This window comes from Priestia sp. TSO9, assembly GCF_021029645.1.
Lineage (GTDB): Bacteria > Bacillota > Bacilli > Bacillales > Bacillaceae_H > Priestia > Priestia megaterium_E.
Genome location: NZ_JAJEKD010000013.1, coordinates 93,306 through 110,161, shown reverse-complemented (window position 1 = coordinate 110,161; position 16,856 = coordinate 93,306). Strand labels below are relative to the sequence as shown.

The following is a 16,856-nucleotide window of genomic DNA, read 5'->3' as shown; positions in this document are numbered from 1 at the left end:
CTATAGGATTAGGATGATTTTTTTCACTTCATTTTTTCACTTCAAACGAGAATTCTTTTTGATGACGAAATATATTAATTCTTCTTTTAGATCATTTACAGAGTTTTGTCTTTTCCTCTTTTGCCCTTTACCCTATTCTCATTTGAATGAATCGTTTGATCTCTATTTCTTTTTCTTCTACTAAGAAAATAGATAATAAAACCTACTAAAACTAATAAAGTAATTAGAAGGATACTTGTAGGAAAGTATAACGTCCCTATATGGATACCAAAAAATTGAATCATTACCCTTTCACCTCCATATGAGAGTAGTAAACGACTCTAGTAATATACTTTTCGTTCAGTATCTTTCCGATTCATAAACCCTTCGTACAGAAGAACAAATATTATATATAAAGCAACATGCTAGTATGATTTACTAATACTTCTCGATCACTTAGTTTCTTCAAAAGTTATTGCAAAGGAAAACCATTACACATCTTTTTTTGCAATAATAATTATACGTTCTTGTTTCATTTCACCGACACATTGTTTAGCTTCTTCTTGGGTTAAACCTAACGAGGCCATTTTAGAATGAAGTTCATCTTCACGAGAAAATAACTTATTAACTGCAGATTCAAAAACTCCTTGTTCAGAACCTCGATATTCTTTTGTATTTGTTGTATTTGTTAAATATTCCGAGCGCTCTTTATTATAAGTCAATAAATAAATTTCACTTTTACTAAACCCGTTAGCAAAAAACTCTTCAATAAACTTATTTGCCTGACCACTATTTTCTGCTACTTTAATTTCCTTCACTATTTTCTCCTCCTCTATCCCCATAGAATATGTCGTTCTACTAATAGGTGTATCCTTCAGCAGCCAATTAAAACCAATTTATTCGGATATGGGATAAAAGACTATATAATATCATCTAAATATTGTATAAAACGGGGTAAATTATCTACTTCTAAGAGAATAAAATATAGACTTCTTTTCCTGTGTAGAAATATCAAAAGAGAACTTTTTATGTAACCTTAAAAAATTCCCCCTCTATTGTCAGAGGGGGAATTTTAGTTAACCTTTCGTTAAATCTAACGCTTTATCTGCCTTTTTTAAATCGTGATTTACTTGTTCTTCTACATCATAGGCGTGATACATTTCATTATCAATCATATATTGAGCAATCTTTTCATGAAGCTCGATGGCTTTATCTAATTGCTTTTTTAATACCTTTCGAACTTCGGGCGTCGCCGTTTCTGTAAGCGCTACCGCATATGTTCGTACACTATTCTTAGCTGATAATAATAAATCAGTCGCAATAGCAAGATCGTCTAACGTTTTAGTAAGAGTACTTTTAGTGGCCATTTTTCTACCCCTCCTATTTATTGAGCTTTCTTTAAGATTTTTTTCAATTCTTTAATCGCTTCAGTAGATGTTTGAACATCTTCTTCAAGAATCTTTTTTAATTCCTCATCGTCTACCAATTCCAACATCGCTGTTCCTTTTGTTACGCATGATGCTTTAAGCGTTAAGATTTCGTGAACTTCTAGCGTTTCGTGCATAGCTAGTCCCTTTGCCATGTTTGCATCCTCCTTGTCATTTTTTTAACTTGTGAATTATATTCCCAAATGATTTCCATTTAAACAAGTATTGATTATTTTTTAAAAATTTTAGAAAAAGAAACAGGAATATTAAAACTAACAAAAATAATCACCTGTTTTTGCAATTGACCTTCCATTGTATTGCAGAATAAATCCCTTTAGGTGTAATATGTAACCCTTCAATGAACCTTAAATTGTAAGTCTTTCTTGCTAGACCTTTTTAATCGTTTAAAATTGGGTAATATATTTTGTAAAAAGGTGTGATTCTATCAACTTTTTACGTATTACTATTAAGGCTGTTATTCTCTCTTTCATTGGTGTTGTATTCAGAGTAATTTACGGTAAAATAATTGGAGAAAAGGATGTTCAAATAGAAAGTCTTATCGGTCTTTTTATTGGTTTTTTTATTGGAATTTTCTTAATTTCCTGCTTTACTGATTATCGTAAAAGGAACAAAAATAATAAATAAAATAATCAGGTTCGTTTACGCAACAGTTCAATTAAAAAGTGCGTTAACCCGGCTTGGATTAACGCACTTGATCGTTACAAAACTCAATTTTCTATAGAATCTAAACATCCTTTTAAATGCTGAAATGAGGATCCATTTGGACGGAAAGAGTAAGGGTTCAGGGTGCGCATTACACTCAATTACCTTCTAGGCTGATGATTTTTCTGATGACTTATTGCCCGGTGCAAACCAACCCAATAGCGCGATACCAACTAAGACTCCATAGAAAATCAGGGTCCAAATGGTGCTATGAGGAAAATGGGGATCTAAGACACCAATATCTTTATGTGCAAAAGTAATAACAGCAAGTTTCACACCTACCCAGGCAACAATGGCGTATGCTGTCGTTTCTAGGGCAGGTCGCTTTTCAAGGAGTTTTACAAACCAGCTTGCTGCAAACTTGATTAAGATAAGGCCTGCAACTCCTCCAAGAACTACAACTGCAAACTGCCCTCCGTCCATCCCACCGATTTCTCCAAACTGTGAATCCGGAAGTCCAAGAGCTATAGCAACCGCAGCTAAAATAGAATCGATGGCAAAAGCTAGGTCAGCTAACGCAATTTTCCCAACTGTCGGCCAGAACCCCTTTCCAGCAGACTCCTTCTCATCATCATCATGAATATTCTCATTATGTTTCCCAAATCGCGCCTGAATGACATGCTTCAAACCTAAATACAGAAGATAAACTGCTCCTACGGCCTGTATCCACCAGACGTTGGCGATAAATGAAATGGCAAAAAGAGCTCCAAACCGAAAAATAAATGCCATAAGAATTCCGTAATTAATCGCTCTTTTTTTCTGATCCTCGGGTAAATGTTTAGCTATAACTGCTAGTACAAGAGCATTATCAGCTGATAATAATCCTTCTAATCCGATTAGAATCAGTAATGCCCACACGTATTCGAGCCAAATAGATTCCATCCATTTTTCTCCTTTCCAAAATGTAAGTTGTTATGCTAAAGGTTTTATTTACAATAGAATAACCATATATCCTAAAGGCAACCCTAAAAGATAGGATTTTCATTATTTTAACACTAACCTTCTATAAAATACTGCTTTAAATACAAATAAAAACCAAATTATTAAATTTTTACGTTTTTTATCATATAACTGCGTTTTTTTACATGATTAATGAAAACTTTGAACCAACATCTCTATAAGTTGGATGGTTAATAGGTAATGGCTATTATTTCAGGCTTGTTTTACAAAGTACTTGCGGCCAATGAAAAGAACGGCTAAAAAATATTGATCAATATTTTTTAGCCGTTCTTTATTTCTTCTTTGTACCATGCAATAAAAAAGGTCAATTAGGACCAATCCCTACCCAAAAAAGATTTACTAGAGCCTTGGCCGTTTTTTCAGGTCCTCCTAATTCAGCTATTAATTCTTTTTTATTCCGTATCATTGTGACCGTTGAAAATGTGTGCGCAAGCAAGCGAGGGCTTGTTGTAACAATTTCCCCGTTGTTTGCAGCTTGTTTGAATACGTTCTCCAATGCCTGATGTATCGCTTTCTCTGCCTCACGAATTTCATGAATATGATCTTCTGTAAGCGAAGAAGCCGCTTCTTGCAATAATGTTTCAAAATCAATATGCGGCCGCTTTAAATGATCCAATGTTACCTCATATAATCTGTGTTTTAACCCATTGGAATTTTGCAATAATTTCTCCGTCTGCTTTGTAATACGCTGGAACATGCTTGATACGGAAACTGTAAACAAAGTTGCCTTATTTTTAAAGTAGTAGTAAACGCTGGCCTTGGTCACATCGCTCGCTTCAGCCACTTGCTCCATTGAAACTTTTTCGTACCCGTATGCCATAAATAAATGAGCAGCTGTTTTCAAAATTTGCTCTCTCGTTATATTATTTTCAGTTGTTATTTTAGGTCTGCCAGGCTTTTTTTTCGGTGTCTGATTCGTATTCATAAGGGCCCTCCTTCTAGTTCAAGAAATTGGCACATTTAAACTAGTTGATTAATTAACCTTCTGGTATATATAATTATTGAAGGTTCTATATATATTGTAATAGAAACAAACAGATTTGGAAATGAGGGAGAATTAATGAAAGAATCACCTTTAGCAACATTCAGTCGATATATGACTGGGAAAGTGAGTCGATGGATTGTAATTGCCGTATGGATTTTGGCAACTGTAGTCCTCACGATTGCTTGGCCTGCTGTGAATAAGACGGAAGTAAACAATGCACCAAACTTAAGTGAGAATTCACCTTCCGTAGAAGCTGAAAATCTTATAAAGAAAGAATTCCCTAATTCATCAGGGGTTCCTGCCTTACTTACATGGCACAAAGAATCAGGTTTGAATAATGATGATCTAAAATCTATTCAGCAAATGGCGGCGGATTTAGAAAAGAAACCATTAGAAGCACAAACGTCTACTCCGCCTTTGCATAAATTACCGTTAGCAGCTCTGCAAAAGATGGTTTCGAAAGACGGAACAACTCTTGTACAGCCTATTTTCTTTGAAGAAAACGTTGAAACGGATGTACTAGAAAAAAACCTAGATACGATTAAAAAACAAGTAAAAGAGAATGTTTCATACGATTCTTTTGCGACGGATATCGATGAAAAAGATAAGCTAAGCACGCGCGTTACAGGACCTGTAGGAATTCAAGTAGATGCAACCAGCCTATTTGAAGGAGCAGACGTTTCCTTACTAATCGCGACAGTTTTATTAGTCTTAATTTTACTTCTTGTCATTTATCGTTCCCCAATTTTAGCGATTATTCCTTTGATCGGTGTAGGTTTTGCCTATGGGGTGCTGAGTCCATTTCTCGGTATTTTAGCAGATAAAGGATGGATTACGGTCGATTCACAGTCCATATCCATTATGACGGTCTTGTTATTTGGAGCCGGAACAGATTATTGTTTATTTTTAATTTCTCATTATCGCGATGAGCTTCGCAAAGTAAAAGATAAGAGACAAGCACTTATTAACGCTTTTAAAGGTGCTTCAGGTGCTATAGCCATGAGTGGCTTTACAGTTGTCATCTCTCTTCTAGCTTTAATCGTAGCAAAATACGGTGCTTACCACCGTTTTGCCATCCCGTTTAGCTTATCTATTCTGGTTATGGGATTAGCGAGTTTGACTCTTATTCCTGCCCTGCTTGCAGTTATGGGAAGAGGTTCTTTTTATCCTTTTGTCCCTCGCACTCCTGAAATGGAAGAGGAATTGGCGAAAAAGAAAGGAAAGCCGGTGCGTAACCGAAAAGCGAAAAACCGTTTCGGGAATTGGATTGGTAATGTGGTTACGACGAAACCATGGACAATCATTGTAGCTTGTCTAGTCTTTTTTGGAGCTTTATCCATTTACTCTAGTCAAATCAAGTACACGTATGATATATTGTCTTCTTTCCCTGAAGATATGCCTTCTCGTGAAGGGTTTGCGGTTATCTCTGACGCATACTCTCCTGGCGAACTGGCGCCAGCACAAGTAGTTATTGATACGGAAGGAAAATCAATAGATCTAGAAAAAGCATTAAAGAAAAATGATCTTATTAGTGCCGTTTCTGCACCTCAAAGCGGTAAAAGTAATAAGAATTTAAAAGTATATGACGTCACGTTTAATATAAATCCATATAGTATAGAAGCAATGGAAGCTATTCCAGACTTAAAAGATGCAGCAGAAAAGGCACTATCGCAGTCAGGAGTTTCCAAAGTGGAATCTAAAGTATGGATTGGCGGTCAAACAGCGACGCAATATGATACGATGACGGTTAGTGATAAAGACAACAGTATCATTGTCCCGCTAATCATTATTTTTATATCGCTGCTGCTATTGGCTTACTTACGTTCTATTGTAGCTATGCTTTACTTGGTTGGAACGGTCATCTTGTCTTACAGTGCAGCTTTAGGGTTAGGCTGGCTCATCATTCACAACATCATGGGGGCAGATGCTATTCAAGGAGCGATTCCTTTATACGCGTTTGTATTCTTAGTGGCGCTTGGTGAGGATTATAATATCTTTATGATCTCAAGCATCTGGCAGAAAAAGAAGCACATGCCGTTAAAGCAAGCCATTAGAGAAGGCGTAAGCGAAACAAGCGGTGTGATCACATCAGCTGGAATTATTTTAGCTGCTACCTTCGCGGTTCTAGCAACACTGCCGATTCAAGTTCTCGTTCAGTTCGGAATTATCACGGCTTTAGGCGTTCTGTTAGATACATTTATTGTGCGACCATTCCTTGTACCTGCGATTACGACGGTTTTAGGAAGGTTTGCTTTTTGGCCAGGTAAAGTTGAAATGGTACCAGAAAAAGAGCAGTAAATATATAATCTCCCATCATAAAAGCGTGGACTGCATTCAGCCCACGCTTTTAACTATCTTCATTTTAGTTCTCTTTTTAATACTTTACCGAGCTGGTTTTTAGGAAGTTTATCAATAAAATAAACTTGGGGAATTTTGTAGCTTGCTAGACAATCTCTACAATATTTTAAGATATCTTCTTTTGTTAAAGAAGAATGAGGATCTTTTACCACATACGCTCTAGGTTTTTCTCCATAAACTGGGTCTTCTACTCCTACTACAGCAGCTTCTATAACCGTATCTATTTGCTCAATTATTTCTTCTACCTGATCAGGATAGATATTATCACCGCCATATACGATAACATCTTTATAGCGTCCCATAATATATAAAAAGCCGTCTTGATCTACCTTTCCAGCGTCCCCCATATAGAACCAGCCATCTCTAAGGACTTTGTCAGTCGCCTCTTGATTATGCCAATAGCCTTTAAAACAATAGGGGCTTTTTATAATAATTTCTCCAACTTCTCCTGCTTTCACTTCTTGTCCTGACTCGGGATCAATAATTTTTACTTCTACACCAGAAAGAGGCTTGCCTGCTGATTCAATTTTTTCATTTCCCATATTTGGTGTCCATACACTGACTGTCCATGCTTCTGTACTTCCATAACCTTGTATCATGCTGATGTCTAATTTTTCATATTCCTTAATAAGATAAGCAGGAACTTTTGCCCCTCCGGCAATAGCAACCTTTAGTGAAGATTTCTTTGCCCCTTCATTTTTCACTGCTTCGAGCATTTGCATGTACATAGAGGGAAACCCTAACATCATAGTGATCTTATGAGTTTCAATCGTTTCCCAGATGATTTCCGGTGTAGGATCTGACAACAAAAATAACCCCATCCCGTTGGAAACAGATTTCAAAATATTATTAATAGAACTCATATGATAAAAAGGATGCGAGGCAAGAAAACGACCATCCTCTTCATAATCGATTCGTTGACTAGATGGTTGTATATAAGAATACACATGACCATGCTCAATCATACAGCTTTTGCGTTGCCAGTTGTTCCAGAAGTAAAAAGAAGCATAGCTATGTCATCTTGAGAGACCTGTATATTGGGATTTAATATAGGATACTCAGAAAAAATTTCATTATATTCTTCAACTGTCTCCACACTATTTTTTCTTCCTACTTGTAAAGTAACAACGCTATTTAATATTTCAGAATCAAAAGGAATAACCTCATGAAATTTTTGGTCATAGAAAATAATTTTAGGTTGTGCACTATCTAAAATATCGATAATTTCATACTTCGTAAGCTGCCAGCCAATAGGAACCGCTACGGCTCCGATTCTTAATGCAGCTAGCAGAATCGTAGGAAATGGATGATTGTTTTGACAGAGAATTGCAATTCGATCCCCTTTTTTAATGTTATGGCTTAACAGGTAATGAGCGAGTTGATTGACACGTTCATTATATTCTTTAAATGTATGGTAAGATGTACTCCAAATTAAAGCCTCTTTTTCAGCAGATTGTGTAGCCCTTTGCTCTAATAGTTCTCCAAGTGTGTACATAATAGCTCTCTCCTTTAATGATAATGACCAGTTTGAATCATATTTAAATGGTGCTTCATTCTAATTATTTTTAAATCCATAAACTACATTACCCATAATTAACGTTAACGAAAACGTTAATTATAGGCGTTTGAAAAATTCATATCTTTTTAGCATGTAAAAAAACGAGCTCTTCATAAACAAGAGCTCGTTTTTTACGTATGTTTTATCTATATATAAGTATTTAAAATCAGCAAAACACGCCTATCTGTTAAAGTGTGATTAACTTTTTTGTCCAAAGCCTTTTTTATTAACAGCATTTCATCTAAAAAGTCCCCCTATCTTTTTTTGCTCTCTTCCGTTTGCGGTTTTACTTTTATTCATAAGCTCCCTGCCACTTTCCATTTTATCCTTCTCTTGACCTGCTAATCACGAGCAAACTCAAGACAGACCTAAACCTAAACAGCACGTACATATTTTGAAGCAAATGACATATTAATAGCTCAAGAGACAGTGTTTACTAATAAAAGCTAGAGGAGATGAGAGTGGGAATGGATAAGTTGAATTCACAATCATCCGCTAATCATTCAAACCCGCAAGTATGGAATTTTGTTTCGGCTCCTAATTTACATCCCATGAAGGTTACCATTAATACTAATAAGCCTGGAACAGCTCCCGGCCTATTATTTGTTGCGCCCTATACGGTATATGGAGCAGCGATGATTGGGCAAACCGGGTCACTAATTATGGAACAGACGGGTAATCCAGTGTGGTTTAGACCGCTTGCTAGTAGGTATATCCAAAACACAGACTTTCGAGTACAAATGTACCGTGGAAACCCTGTTCTTACGATGTGGCAAGGAACAATTTCAGGAACTCAAACTGCAAACCCTAACCTTCCAGTAGGTGAACCTGAGCCTGGTGCTTATTTTCAAATTATCAATCAGCATTATGAGGGCATTAAAAAGTTATTTGCTAAAAAAGGGTTTACCTCTGATTTGCACGAGTTTACAATTACCGAACGGAATACGGCTTTGTTTACAGCGGTAAAACAAATACCCGCAGATTTATCTAAGTATGGAGGGCCATTACATGGGTATTTTAGTAATTACTCTATTCAAGAAGTAGACATTGAGACGGGAGAGCTTCTTTTCTTTTGGGATGTACTTAAACATATTAATCCATCTGATTCGATGGTACCTGCTTCATCCGCAACAAGCTCTAATAATATATGGGATTGTTACCACGTAAATTCAGTCGAAGAAGGTCCAAACAATACACTTTTAGTGAGCATGCGTAGTATGTGGGCTATTTATAATATTGACAAAGAAACGGGAAAGGTGATTTGGCAACTTGGTGGAAAGCAAAGTGATTTTAGGCTTGGACCGAACGCCAAATTTTCTTGGCAGCATGATGCACGCTACAGGTCCGAAAACAGGATAAGCTTGTTTGACAATGCATGCTGTGCTTCTCCTGATTCTCCACCTCAAGGGCAAGCGCGTGGTTTAATTCTTCACTTAGACTATAAACACAAGGTTGCAAATGTAGATCGAACATATTATCATGCTCCCGCTTTATATGTTCCAAGTCAAGGAAATGCGCAAAAGCTTTCCAATGGAAATCAACTCATTGGGTGGGGACAAGAACCATACCTTTCAGAGTTTAGAAACGCTGGAAATTCAACGAGAAATCCTTCATTTAATTTGTTATACGATATGCAATATCCAAATCAAAACCTTTCATATCGAGCATTTAAAAATAAATGGGTAGGTTTACCCCTTTACCCGCCTAGCATAGCGGTAGATTTACTGCGAGACAGTGAAGCTACCGTTTACGCATCCTGGAATGGCTCAACGGAAACGGTCGCTTGGCAGGTACTGGCGGGGCCAACAGCTTTTAAGTTATCAGTAGTAGCATTTAGTACTCCTCGGACTGGATTTGAAACAGATATCCATGTCCAGGCAGTTGGCCCCTATTTTCAAGTAAAAGCATTAGACTCCTGCGGGAACGTGATTGGTACATCACCGACTGCTTACGTTAAAATAAGAAGAAATAGACGAAAGTGAGCATTAATAATCCTCTATTAGATTTTTAAAAATGTTCTTATAGTGCCCCCCTACTCAGAAGGTTTGAGGGGGCATTCACCTTTTACGGAATCAAATAGAAATTATGTGAGCTAGGGATTTTTTTTAAAAAACCCCTACTCTATTAATCTAAAAGGTAAAATTTTTGGTATATGATATTATAACGAATGGTATAAAGAGAAAGACCTGAAGGAATGCTTGATACAGTTGAGTATGAGAGCTTTTTCTCTCGAATTACTTAACTTTTAAAACAATATCTTCTGATTGGTCATTCCATTTAACAGTTAAAATCAAATGTTTAGATTTCATTATACCTTCACTAGCCTCCAGCTTTACTTTCTCTTTAAATTTTCCTTCTTTATCTAATCTTGCATCTCTTACTGCAACTCCATTTTCATTATTTGAAGTGTCTAAATTAATCTTAAAATCCCCTACCGATTCTATCTTATCACCTAGATAATTCAAATTAATTTGAGCTGTTTCTTTACTACTTTCAACGGGATATAACGTAATAGTAGCTGACCAGCTTTGAGTTTCACCTGAAAACTCTAAAGGATCCTCAGCTTTACTTTGACATCCAACTAATGAAACAAAAAAGAAAAGACTAAACAAAGCAATATAAAACTTTCTCATGCTCTTCCTCCATGTAAACACCATAATGTCATTTTTACTACTATATATTTTATTAAAATATATATCTTTAGTTAACATGGCGTAGAATATTATCTAGCAAAGAACATATGTAAGATCTTTTTTAAAAACTGTTCGTAGGTTTTGAAAGCTGCGCTAAATGCGGAACGTTTCTTTTCACTTTCCATTATAATTTTATCCCCTTTTATCTTAAGCGGGTATATTACATACAAGTTTATACAAAATGAATTGTCGTTAATTTAAATAATGAAAGGTTTCCCAGAAATAATTTTGAGAGATTAGTAAAAAAAATTAACCTGTAAAAAAGCTTACAACACCTATCAGCACAAAAGATATGAGAATTGCAGATAAAATGAGCAGAAGTGTAAAGATAGGTTTATACTTTGCTCTGTTTTCTTGATTACTTATCTTATTATGTAAATCATCTAATTTTCTTTCAATTTCATCCAGACGTTTTTCAGTGTTAATATCCATCACCTCCTACCCTTTATACGAATTACTTCTATAAAAGTTTCCTAATTACTGTATTTTAAAGAATATATATGTAAAAGTATTTTTATTTTGTATTTATAGTTAGTTATCGAAATCCCCTTTTCACATAGTAAACTTTCATTTTTTTAAAATTTTCATCTAAATCAAAAGTGAAACGGACTTACTTGTTTAATAATAAACGAAATAATAAATGAAATCGCAATTATTACGGCAAGTTGCTTTGTGGTTTTATAAAAGACTCCACATAAAACAGCGTACATAATGAATTCTTCCATATAACTTACATGGATATAAAATACTCCAACCGCTAAAGAAAGACTTAGCAATAACCCCATAGGCAACGCTGGTAATATCCAAGCTAGACGTAAATTATTTTTAGCCATCCATACAATAGCTGCTAGAAACGGCGACGCTAGTGCGATACTTCCCCACAGTAAAAAATAACTAGTTGGAAAAAATCCAAATAGAAAAGCGGAATATATAATAGCCTGTTAGCATTCCTATAAAGAACATGAATGTATTAAGAGCCCCACTAGTTTTGGTTTTACTATACGCGGCTATAAGGGTAGCAATCAGGACCCAAATACCGGCCCTAGAACACAAATCCCCAAAATACGGCAGAATATTCATCCACCAGCTTCCATTAACACCTGCAACAGTATCTAAATATTTGGCTACTATCCCCAAAGCTGTACCGAAGACTAAATAGATAATAGAAAATGCAAGTTTATTTGTAGACTTAACTACTCCAATAGTAAACTCCCCCTAACCAAAGCAACTCTATTAAATTGTTTTAACTCTTTCGTCCAAAAGCTTTTGTAGCAATCTTTTTGTCATCTAGAAAATTCTCTATCTTTTTCTGTTCCCTTCCATTTACACCTTCATTTCTATTCATAAGTGACTCAATTTCTGTTTCAGAAAAATCTCCTTCGCTCATATGCTCAACCATGTCATCGATGGCTTGATCCAGTTCATCCAAAATTTGATTGGACCCCATAATAAAGCGGCTAATTCTCTCTGACTCTTTTTTATATCCTTCTGGTAGAGTATTGTGCGAGATATATGTGGAAAAATTACGATCATTTTCTTTGACCACATCGTTTAGTTGTTCAAGTTTTTTCGCTTCAGCTTTAGGTAGCTGTTGATCAGAATCCATCATTTCTTCAAATTGATCACTGATATTGGATAAATCCTCGTTAGTATTTAAGTAAGTCTTTATACTTTCTTTCATTTCCTTTTCATCAATTACAGCATTATTTTTCGATGAACTAAATATAGAAGTTGGTAATACAATTTCTTCACCAACTTCTTTTGTACTTTCCCGATAAGAACAAGCACCTAATAAAAAAATCATCATTGAGCTAAAATAAAGTTTCTTCAATTCAAACGCTCCCTTTACCAATGTGTTAATTCCATTAATTCACATAGAAAATTTTAGCATTAAAATTCCCCTTGGGACTATACCTCTAGAGGCGTATATTGCAAAACTACCCTCATCTAATTGAATATAGCAAAAAATGTTAAGAACAACGATTTGTTTGCTGTTATAGTGAACGTAAGGTAGGTGAATGTAAATGAATTATGTAACTTGTATACAGAGAACGCTAGATTACATTGAGGAGAATTTGGAGACACAAATTACTTTAGAAAAGTTAGCAGAAATTGCTTGCTTTTCTCCTTTTCATTATCACCGTGTCTTCCAAGCCATGGTTGGAGAATCGGTGATGGATTATGTGAGGAAACGAAGACTTACACGCGCAGCAGAACGCTTATTTTTCACAGATGAAAAAGTCATTGATATCGCACTTGATGTTGGTTTTCAATATCAAGAATCATTTAACAGAGCGTTCAAAAAATTTTATGATGTTTCACCGAAGCAATACCGTAACGCAAGGAGAATATCTGGACCTCTGCGGGGAAAAGCCTACCTAACTACCACACTTTTGTCAGGAGGAAATAAGATGGAACCAAAACTAGTCACTAAATCTGCTTTTTATGTCATTGGATATGAGCTAAAAACGAAGAACGAGGGTGGCCAGAATAACAAAGACATTCCTGAATTTTGGCAACAGTACATGCAAAATGGATTAGGCTCTAAAATCCCCAATCCCCTAAACGAAAACGCAGAGCTTGGTATTTGCACTGATTTTAATCCTGAAACGGGTGAGTTTGTTTATATAATTGGCATGGAAGTAAAGGAAGGCACTCCAGCTCCTGAAGGAACAGTTTACAGAAGCTTCCCTGAACTAGAATATGCCGTGTTCACTACTCCAAAATCAAATGAAGAATCTTTTACTTCTTCCATTCAGTCCACATGGAACTATGTTTTTACAGAATGGTTTCCAGAATCAGGTTATGAGCACTACGGATCAATGGAGTTTGAACTGTATGATAAAAGATGTTATGGTTCAGAAAATAAAGAGATTGACATCTACATTCCTGTGAAAAAACAGACTGTTAAGGCATAAAAGAGAACTCCCATTTGTTTAAGAGAAAAGTAGTGTAGAAATTCATTTATAATACTGAAGATATTCCTATACAAGAGCCCAATCTCTAAGCAATTAAACTTAAGAGAGGGCTTTTTGTTCTTTTGCATTGGGAATTTTGGAATCAATCAATATGAATATTCCCTTCATTTTTAATTATCGTAATGTACGATACCGGCCATAAAAACATCAGATATACAGAGAAATGTAAGATGCTTTTCTCTCCAATTCCTTCACTCTTAAAACAATGTCTTCTCATCTGTCACTGGATATAAAGTAATACCAGCTAACCCGCTTTGATTTTCATCTAAAAACTCTAAAGAATCCTCAGCTTTATTTTGACGTTCAACTAATGCGACAAAATAGAAAACAAAGTTAGATACATTTCCTATCATTTTATTTTATATATCTTCCTCACGCGCATATTTTTTACATTTTATAGGAATGATAACGTTACTCGTTGTATAACAAATATTCACTCATATAAAAGGTGGTAAAACGTGCGACAAAGATATCTTTTGAAAAGCTCTAATAAAGAAAAGACAACGGATTGTTCAGCAACTCCCTTATATGATGATATAAATAAAAATATAGAGAGACTATTAAACGAATTAGGAAATAGCTCTGATGTATCGTTTCGAATGGTTGAGTCTCCGTATCAAAAAACGTTAAAAGCAGCCGTTATTCACCTTGACGGATTAGCAGATGAAAATATTATAAATGAAAATATCATGACTCCTCTTATTCAGTGGCTTAAGGAAAGTAATCAAGTAGTAACCGTCAAAGAGATAGAAGCACAAATACCCCAGATGTTAACTGTATCTCAATTGACTATAAAAGAGAATTGGCATGAATTTATGTCAGCCGTTTTAACTGGTGATACGGTCATCCTACTGAATGGAAGTTCTAAAATTTTCATTGGCAATACAAAAAAACTTCAGTCCCGCGCAGTAACAGAACCAACCAGCCAAACTGTTGTTAGAGGACCTAAAGATAGTTTTACAGAGAATTTAAGGACTAATACCTCCTTGATAAGAGCTAGAATTCAGGATTCTAATTTACGCTTAGACAGCATGAAAGTTGGAAGCGTAACTCAAACAGATATAGGGATCATGTATATTAAAGGGAATGCAGATGAACGTATTCTAAAGGAAATCAAAGAACGTTTAAAAGAGATTAAGGTAGATGGGGTCCTCGAGTCGAACTATATTGAGGAATTTATCCGGGATGATAGGACGACTATTTTTCCACTTCTATTAAATACGGAACGACCTGATGCCGTTGTAGGAAATTTATTAGAAGGTCGAATTGCTATTATTGTACAAGGAACACCTTTTGTATTAATTGCGCCTGCTATTTTTTCTCAATTTTTTCAGTCTCCCGAAGATTATTATCAAAATTATTATATTGCTTCCTTTTTAAGGATGCTAAGATTTGGTTCTTTTTTTCTTTCTATGTATGCGTCTGCTATCTATTTAGCATTGATTACGCATCATCAGGGACTTATTCCAAACACATTAATGGTCAGTTTAATGGCGCAAAGAGAAAGAGTTCCTTTTCCAGCAATTGTAGAAATGGTAGTGATGGAACTAGCTTTTGAGATGTTGCGAGAAGCAGGAATCCGAATGCCTAGAGCAATCGGACCAGCAGTCTCCATTGTAGGAGCGCTGATTTTAGGACAAGCAGCTGTAGAAGCAGGTTTTGTATCGGCGGCTGTTGTGATCATTGTTGCTATTTCTGCCATCAGCAATTTCACACTGCCATCTACTAGCATTGTCAATGCGGCCCGTGGTTTTCGGTTTATCTTGATTCTAATTTCAGCATTTATTGGCTTATATGGAATTTTGCTTATGACCTTATGTATATGGCTTCATATAAGTAGTCTAAGATCTTTCGGTATCCCCTACTTTTCACCTTTTGCTCCCTTTGATTTTAAAAAGCAAAAGGATACTTTAGTTCGATTCTCTTTACCATCTCTGTTGAAAAAACATCAAAATAAATAGACTTCGTATAAAGATAAATGAGGATAGAAAATGAAAACTTATCTTTCGCTTTTATGGATCGCTGCCATTTGTTTATGCGTTTCAGGATGTTCGAATTACCGAGAATTAAACCAAATAGGAGTTATTATAGGATTGGGAATTGATAAGAATGAAAATTTGGAACAACCTTATAAAGTAACCTATCAGGTCATTAACCCAAGTGGTTTGTCACAAGGCAGTTCGTCGGGAGGACAAGGTCTTCCTGTCATTAACTATACAGTAACGGCCAAAACGTTAGTGGAAGCATTAAAAAAAGCCTCTGTCGTCATCCCAAGAGAACATATTACTTCTCATCTTTCGCTTATCGTTGTAGGTGAAAAGTTAGCAAGAAATGGTCTTAGCTTATTATTTGATGCCTTGGATCGAGGCAAGCAAGCTCGTACAAGTATTCCAGTTTTTATTGCACGTGATGGAACTGCTGAGAAATTACTTGGTGTAATTGAACCTTTCGAGGTTACTCCAGTCAAAAGTATCCTAAGTACAACCCAGAACAATCAAAAAATGTACGGAATAGTTAGTAATATACAAGCATATGAAGTTATTTCTATGCTTTTGAGTGAGGGAAAAGATCTATCTCTTCCTGGAATCACCATTAACAAACCATCTCAGAAGTCAGAAGAAGCAGGCAATTTAGAGAATACCAGCCCAAGTGCTATGCAGGTAAAAGGATTAGCTATGTTTAGAAAAGGGAAATTAGTTCGATGGCTGGATGGCGATGAGGCTCGATCTGTTCAACTTGTTACGTCTAAAGTGAAGAGCACGGCCCTTGTTTTCCCTTGTAATATAAATGCGAATATCACAGTTACGACGACCGGAATAAAAAGTAAAATAAAGACAAAAATCCGCCATGGACAACCTTTTATTCATACAGATTTGAATGTGATGGGAGAAATTACGGAAACATCTTGCCAGAAAGATTTAAGCAACCCTAAGGTATTAAAAGAGTTGGAAAAAGAAGTCCAAAATGAACTGCAAAAGGAAATTACAAAAACTATTAGCATGGCACAAAAAGAAAAGGCAGATATTTTTGGCTTTGGTGATAGCTTATCTCGAACCAACCCTAGTTATTGGCGTCAGCATAAACAGAATTGGGAGAATCTATTTTCAAGTGCGAAGGTATCGATGAATGTGAACGTCAGTATTGTAAATACCGGAATGCGTACAAATCCTTATGAGGTAAATTAGATGAGGAGCT

Annotated in this window: 14 protein-coding genes and 1 pseudogene; 5 read left to right on the top strand and 10 right to left on the bottom strand. The window is 35.8% G+C overall.

Annotated elements, in window-relative coordinates; all coding sequences use genetic code 11:
* Positions 1-470: 470 nt before the first annotated feature.
* The 5 genes from LJC66_RS08830 to LJC66_RS08810 form a co-directional block, all read right to left on the bottom strand.
* Positions 471-797, bottom strand: coding sequence for a YflT domain-containing protein (locus tag LJC66_RS08830; protein ID WP_230932341.1), 327 nt, complete (start codon positions 795-797; stop codon positions 471-473).
* 258 nt (positions 798-1,055) lie between these two features.
* Positions 1,056-1,346, bottom strand: a complete 291-nt coding sequence (locus tag LJC66_RS08825) for a spore coat protein (protein ID WP_230932340.1) — start codon at positions 1,344-1,346, stop codon at positions 1,056-1,058.
* A gap of 17 nt (positions 1,347-1,363) precedes the next feature.
* Complete coding sequence (locus LJC66_RS08820) at positions 1,364-1,561, bottom strand: spore coat protein (RefSeq protein ID WP_230932339.1); 198 nt, start codon at positions 1,559-1,561, stop codon at positions 1,364-1,366.
* Positions 1,562-2,237: 676 nt separating this feature from the next.
* Positions 2,238-3,011, bottom strand: coding sequence for a TerC family protein (locus LJC66_RS08815; RefSeq protein ID WP_016766363.1), 774 nt, complete (start codon positions 3,009-3,011; stop codon positions 2,238-2,240).
* Positions 3,012-3,393: 382 nt separating this feature from the next.
* Positions 3,394-4,014: a TetR/AcrR family transcriptional regulator gene (locus tag LJC66_RS08810; protein ID WP_230932338.1), complete on the bottom strand. Its 621-nt coding sequence runs from the start codon at positions 4,012-4,014 to the stop codon at positions 3,394-3,396.
* Positions 4,015-4,149: 135 nt separating this feature from the next.
* On the opposite strand from LJC66_RS08810, the gene LJC66_RS08805 reads away from it, so the two are divergent.
* Positions 4,150-6,372: an MMPL family transporter gene (locus LJC66_RS08805; RefSeq protein WP_230932337.1), complete on the top strand. Its 2,223-nt coding sequence runs from the start codon at positions 4,150-4,152 to the stop codon at positions 6,370-6,372.
* Between the two features lie 59 nt (positions 6,373-6,431).
* Here LJC66_RS08805 and LJC66_RS08800 read toward each other — a convergent pair.
* Positions 6,432-7,927: pseudogene (locus LJC66_RS08800) on the bottom strand (class I adenylate-forming enzyme family protein).
* Positions 7,928-8,457: 530 nt separating this feature from the next.
* Between LJC66_RS08800 and LJC66_RS08795 the strand changes: the two are divergent.
* Positions 8,458-9,972, top strand: a complete 1,515-nt coding sequence (locus LJC66_RS08795; RefSeq protein WP_230932336.1) for an arylsulfotransferase family protein — start codon at positions 8,458-8,460, stop codon at positions 9,970-9,972.
* A 252-nt stretch (positions 9,973-10,224) separates the two neighbouring features.
* Here the strand turns inward: LJC66_RS08795 and LJC66_RS08790 are convergent, their stop codons facing one another.
* The 3 genes from LJC66_RS08790 to LJC66_RS08780 all read right to left on the bottom strand — a co-directional run bounded on the left by LJC66_RS08790 (position 10,225) and on the right by LJC66_RS08780 (position 12,514).
* Positions 10,225-10,623 carry a hypothetical protein gene (locus tag LJC66_RS08790; protein WP_195694912.1) on the bottom strand — a complete coding sequence of 133 codons (399 nt, stop codon included), beginning with the start codon at positions 10,621-10,623 and terminating at the stop codon, positions 10,225-10,227.
* A gap of 309 nt (positions 10,624-10,932) precedes the next feature.
* The gene (locus LJC66_RS08785; RefSeq protein ID WP_230932335.1) at positions 10,933-11,115 is read right to left on the bottom strand and encodes a hypothetical protein; all 183 of its coding nucleotides are present in this window, start codon (positions 11,113-11,115) and stop codon (positions 10,933-10,935) included.
* An 811-nt stretch (positions 11,116-11,926) separates the two neighbouring features.
* Positions 11,927-12,514: an NDxxF motif lipoprotein gene (locus LJC66_RS08780; RefSeq protein WP_230932334.1), complete on the bottom strand. Its 588-nt coding sequence runs from the start codon at positions 12,512-12,514 to the stop codon at positions 11,927-11,929.
* 193 nt (positions 12,515-12,707) lie between these two features.
* Between LJC66_RS08780 and LJC66_RS08775 the strand changes: the two genes are divergently transcribed.
* A complete protein-coding gene (locus LJC66_RS08775) occupies positions 12,708-13,601 on the top strand; it encodes an AraC family transcriptional regulator (RefSeq protein WP_195694818.1) in 894 nt (297 codons plus the stop codon).
* Positions 13,602-13,858: 257 nt separating this feature from the next.
* Here the strand turns inward: LJC66_RS08775 and LJC66_RS08770 are convergent, their stop codons facing one another.
* Entirely contained in the window at positions 13,859-14,014 is a 156-nt protein-coding gene (locus LJC66_RS08770; RefSeq protein ID WP_195694819.1) for a hypothetical protein, read from the bottom strand.
* Positions 14,015-14,119: 105 nt separating this feature from the next.
* On the opposite strand from LJC66_RS08770, the gene LJC66_RS08765 reads away from it, so the two are divergent.
* Positions 14,120-15,622, top strand: coding sequence for a spore germination protein (locus LJC66_RS08765; protein ID WP_195694820.1), 1,503 nt, complete (start codon positions 14,120-14,122; stop codon positions 15,620-15,622).
* Positions 15,623-15,652: 30 nt separating this feature from the next.
* Positions 15,653-16,846: a Ger(x)C family spore germination protein gene (locus LJC66_RS08760; protein ID WP_195694821.1), complete on the top strand. Its 1,194-nt coding sequence runs from the start codon at positions 15,653-15,655 to the stop codon at positions 16,844-16,846.
* Positions 16,847-16,856 lie beyond the last annotated feature (10 nt).

Coding starts and splice junctions, on each gene's coding strand:
- LJC66_RS08825 (WP_230932340.1), bottom strand. CDS start 1,346: ATGGCCACTAAAAGTACTCTTACTAAAACGTTAGACGATCTTGCTATT.
- LJC66_RS08820 (WP_230932339.1), bottom strand. CDS start 1,561: ATGGCAAAGGGACTAGCTATGCACGAAACGCTAGAAGTTCACGAAATC.
- LJC66_RS08815 (WP_016766363.1), bottom strand. CDS start 3,011: ATGGAATCTATTTGGCTCGAATACGTGTGGGCATTACTGATTCTAATC.
- LJC66_RS08810 (WP_230932338.1), bottom strand. CDS start 4,014: ATGAATACGAATCAGACACCGAAAAAAAAGCCTGGCAGACCTAAAATA.
- LJC66_RS08805 (WP_230932337.1), top strand. CDS start 4,150: ATGAAAGAATCACCTTTAGCAACATTCAGTCGATATATGACTGGGAAA.
- LJC66_RS08795 (WP_230932336.1), top strand. CDS start 8,458: ATGGATAAGTTGAATTCACAATCATCCGCTAATCATTCAAACCCGCAA.
- LJC66_RS08790 (WP_195694912.1), bottom strand. CDS start 10,623: ATGAGAAAGTTTTATATTGCTTTGTTTAGTCTTTTCTTTTTTGTTTCA.
- LJC66_RS08785 (WP_230932335.1), bottom strand. CDS start 11,115: ATGGATATTAACACTGAAAAACGTCTGGATGAAATTGAAAGAAAATTA.
- LJC66_RS08775 (WP_195694818.1), top strand. CDS start 12,708: ATGAATTATGTAACTTGTATACAGAGAACGCTAGATTACATTGAGGAG.
- LJC66_RS08770 (WP_195694819.1), bottom strand. CDS start 14,014: ATGATAGGAAATGTATCTAACTTTGTTTTCTATTTTGTCGCATTAGTT.
- LJC66_RS08760 (WP_195694821.1), top strand. CDS start 15,653: ATGAAAACTTATCTTTCGCTTTTATGGATCGCTGCCATTTGTTTATGC.